Origin of the sequence: Arthrobacter sp. Hiyo1 (assembly GCF_001263615.2) — a bacterium.
In the GTDB taxonomy this organism is placed as follows: Bacteria; Actinomycetota; Actinomycetes; order Actinomycetales; family Micrococcaceae; genus Arthrobacter.
Genome location: NZ_DF952469.1, coordinates 347,038 through 350,791, shown reverse-complemented (window position 1 = coordinate 350,791; position 3,754 = coordinate 347,038). Strand labels below are relative to the sequence as shown.

4 protein-coding genes are annotated in these 3,754 nt (G+C 65.1%); 2 read left to right on the top strand and 2 right to left on the bottom strand.

Annotated features, from left to right (window positions below; all coding sequences use genetic code 11):
• The coding region (locus AHiyo1_RS06105; protein ID WP_113990578.1) for a phospholipid carrier-dependent glycosyltransferase at positions 1–622 on the bottom strand (622 nt) is incomplete at its 3' end.
• Positions 623–777: 155 nt separating this feature from the next.
• Between AHiyo1_RS06105 and rsmI the strand changes: the two genes are divergently transcribed.
• Both rsmI and AHiyo1_RS06095 read left to right on the top strand, forming a co-directional pair.
• Positions 778–1,620 (top strand): 16S rRNA (cytidine(1402)-2'-O)-methyltransferase, encoded by an 843-nt coding sequence (gene rsmI / locus AHiyo1_RS06100; protein ID WP_059387944.1) that lies wholly within the window; start codon positions 778–780, stop codon positions 1,618–1,620.
• 189 nt (positions 1,621–1,809) lie between these two features.
• Positions 1,810–3,291, top strand: a complete 1,482-nt coding sequence (locus AHiyo1_RS06095; protein ID WP_059387943.1) for an NAD-dependent succinate-semialdehyde dehydrogenase — start codon at positions 1,810–1,812, stop codon at positions 3,289–3,291.
• Positions 3,292–3,506: 215 nt separating this feature from the next.
• Here the strand turns inward: AHiyo1_RS06095 and AHiyo1_RS25420 are convergent.
• Positions 3,507–3,754 (bottom strand): hypothetical protein (locus AHiyo1_RS25420; RefSeq protein WP_216363140.1); only part of this gene is annotated, 248 nt, incomplete at its 5' end.

Sequence of the window (3,754 nt, the reverse complement as noted above, 5' to 3'; positions counted from 1 at the left end):
CAAAGGCGGCGAGCAGCCAAAACATCAGGAAGATGTCCAGGAGCGAGGTCCGCGACATGACCAGATGGTGGCCGTCCACGGCGAGCAACAGTCCCGCCACCGCGCCCAGGATGTGGGAACGGAACAGCTTCAGCGCGATCAAGGCGACCAGGAAGATGGAGAGCGTGCCGGTCAGAGCCGCGGAAAACCTCCAGCCGAAGGAATTGTCCGAACCAAAGAGCCACATCCCGAAGGCGATCATCCATTTCCCTACCGGGGGATGCACCACGTACTCGGGGGAGTTGAGCAGGACGTTGGGGTTGCCCGCATTGAAGGCATCGTTGGCCTTGTCCGGCCAGCTCCGCTCGTAACCGCTGACCAGGAACGAGTAGGCATCCTTGACGTAGTAGGTCTCGTCGAAGACGAGGCTATGCGGGTCACCGAGGCGGACAAAACGCAGAATCCCGCCGATCACGGCCGTGATGGCGGGGATCAGCCAGAACCACAGCCTCAACGACGGCGGATAATCCCGCCAGCTCTGGATGGTTCCAATGAGCCGCGTCCGCAGGGCCTCGGCCGTGAAAGCCTCCCGGGGCCGTATCAACCAGGTTTGCGGGGCGGGGCGCACGGAGGTATCGGTCACTCAGCCCATGCTACCTTTTGCCTCCGGTAGCTCCCTGAAGGCCGGAGGCGGAGCCAGGGCATTAGGCTTGTTGGGTGACTGAACAGCTGAGCTCCCCGGATGAAACCACCGTTCCCGATTCGGCGGAGTCCCTTGAGGCGCACGCGCTTCCTGACCTGCCCGACGGCGTAGGCCGGATAGTGCTGGCTGCCACTCCCATCGGCAACGTTGGCGATGCCTCCAGCCGGCTCATCGAGTTGCTGCAGACGGCCGACATCGTCGCAGCGGAGGACACCCGGCGCCTGCATCGGCTCGTCCAGGCGCTCGGCATCACCGTGTCCGGCCGGGTCATCAGCTACCACGAGCACAACGAGGCCGCCAAGACCGAGGAACTGCTGGACCACGTCCGGGCCGGCAAGACCATCATCATGGTGAGCGATGCCGGAATGCCCGCAGTGTCCGACCCCGGCTTCCGCCTCGTGGAGGGAGCCGTGGCCGCCGGGCTTTTCGTCACCGCCTTCCCCGGCCCGTCCGCCGTGTTGACGGCCTTGGCGCTATCGGGGCTGCCCACCGACCGGTTCTGCTTTGAAGGATTCCTGCCCCGCAAAGCCGGAGAACGCAGCTCCCGGCTTGCGGACCTCGCCAACGAAGGCCGGACGATGGTGTTCTTCGAGGCCCCGCACAGGCTTGAGCCAATGCTCCGTGCCTTGCACGAGCGTTTCGGCTCGGACCGTCGCATCGCGGTCTGCCGCGAATTGACGAAGACCTACGAGGAAGTCATTCGGGGAACCATCCGGGAATTGCTCGAGTGGGCCGAAAACAACGAGGTCCGCGGCGAGATCGCCGTCGTCGTCGCCGGCGCCCCCGAACAGGCGCCAGGCAAGCCTGAGGACCATGTTGCCGCCGTCAATGAACTCATCGCCCAGGGAATCAGGCTCAAGGAGGCGGTGGCCGCAGTGGCCGAGGACGCCCGCATCAGCAAGCGCGAGCTGTACTCTGCCGTGCTCGCGGCGCGTTAGGTCCGTGCTTGCGGCGCGGTTGCTTCAGACCCCACTCCGGGGCTGTGCAACTGCACAAACTCTTGCGCCCGCGGCAGTGCGCGAAGGCGTAGACACTGCTTCGCGGCGGGCAGTACCGTGACAGTAATTCCACAAAAATCAAGTGTTGGTGCATCCCTACAATGTGCGCTGACTGACGAAGGAGTCACTGTGACTGTTACCGCCGATCGCGAAAGCGAACTTCTCGCCTCCGTTCCCACGGGGCTGCTCATCAACGGCCAGTGGCTGCCTGCCGCGTCCGGCAAGACGTTCGACGTCGAGGATCCCTCCACGGGCAAGGTGCTCGTGAGCATCTCCGACGCCGGAGTGGAAGACGGCGCCGCGGCGATGGACGCTGCCGCAGCCGCCCAGGCCTCCTGGGCCCGTACCGCTCCGCGCGAGCGTGGCGAAATCCTGCGCCGGGCATTCGAGCTGGTCACGGCACGTGCCGAAGACTTCGCACTGCTCATGACCTTGGAAATGGGAAAACCCTTGGCCGAAGCCCGCGGTGAAGTAGCCTATGGAGCCGAGTTCCTGCGCTGGTTCTCCGAGGAAGCCGTCCGCGTCAGCGGCCGCTACTCCGCAGCTCCGGACGGCAAGAACCGCATCCTCGTCCAGAAGAAGCCGGTTGGTCCGTGTCTCCTGATTACCCCGTGGAACTTCCCGCTGGCCATGGCCACCCGCAAGATTGCCCCCGCGGTGGCCGCCGGCTGCACCATGGTCCTCAAGCCCGCCAACCTGACCCCGCTGACCAGCCTGCTCTTCGCACAGGTCATGCAGGAAGCCGGCCTCCCCGCAGGCGTGCTCAACGTCATCCAGACCTCCACGGCCGGCGCCGTCACCGGGCCCCTGATCAAGGACGACCGCCTGCGCAAGATCTCCTTCACGGGTTCCACCGCCGTCGGACAGGCCCTCATGCGCGAGGCCGCGGACAAGGTCCTGCGCAGCTCCATGGAACTCGGCGGCAACGCCCCGTTCGTGGTCTTCGAGGACGCCGACCTGGACAGGGCTGTCGAAGGCGCCGTCGCGGCCAAGATGCGCAACATGGGCGAGGCTTGCACTGCAGCCAACCGCTTCATTGTGCATGACTCCATCGCTGACGCCTTCGCCGACAAGTTCGCTGCCAAGATCTCGGCACTGAACACCGCGCGCGGTACCGAACCGGACTCCACGGTCGGCCCGTTGATCGACGGCAAGGCCCGCAACGGGGTGCATGCACTCGTGTCCGACGCCGTTGCCAACGGAGCGGTCGCCGTCACCGGCGGTGCCCCGGTGGACGGCCCGGGCTACTTCTACCAGCCCACCGTGCTCAAGAACGTGTCCGCGGACGCGCGCATCCTGAAGGAAGAAATCTTCGGGCCCGTTGCGCCGATCATCACCTTCAAGAGCGAGGATGAGGCCATCAAACTGGCCAACAACACCGAATACGGCCTGGTGGCCTACGTCTACACCAGGGACCTGAACCGTGGACTGCGCGTCAGCGAAAAGATCGAGACCGGCATGCTCGGCCTCAACGCAGGCGTCATCTCCAACGCCGCGGCACCGTTCGGTGGCGTGAAGCAGTCAGGCCTGGGCCGTGAAGGCGGTTTCGAAGGCATCGAGGAATACCTCACCACGCAGTACGTCGGCATCGCGGATCCCTACGCCGACTAGTAGGACTTCGGCGGACCTCTCGCAACGGGGAACTGCCGTTGAGTGAAAGGCAGGGCACTGAACCTTTGGGTTCCGGTGCCCTGCCTTTGCCGTTCCATCCCAACTGATCCCCACCGCCACCCTCGCCTCGCAAGCTCGGCCAGGGAACCCTGGCGGCGTGGCCCCTCACTGTCGTTTTAGGCGCCCATAACGACAACAACTGCTAGTGAGTTGGGTCAGCGCGGCCAGCGGATGGAACTGAACAGTCTTTGCCAGGATCCTGCCGCACGGCGAGCTACGGCGGCGGAAATGCCACCCAGCCAACGGAAGGGGGTCGATAGGAGCTGGAACCACCGGGACATCAAGGATGGCGGGAACCAATCCGCACGGAAGGCCTCGAACCATGTGGCATTGCGCCGGAACGCCGCACGGACAGCCGCGATCCGGATCGGGGCCGCGTTCGCTTGCTCCGCCGCAGTGTCCG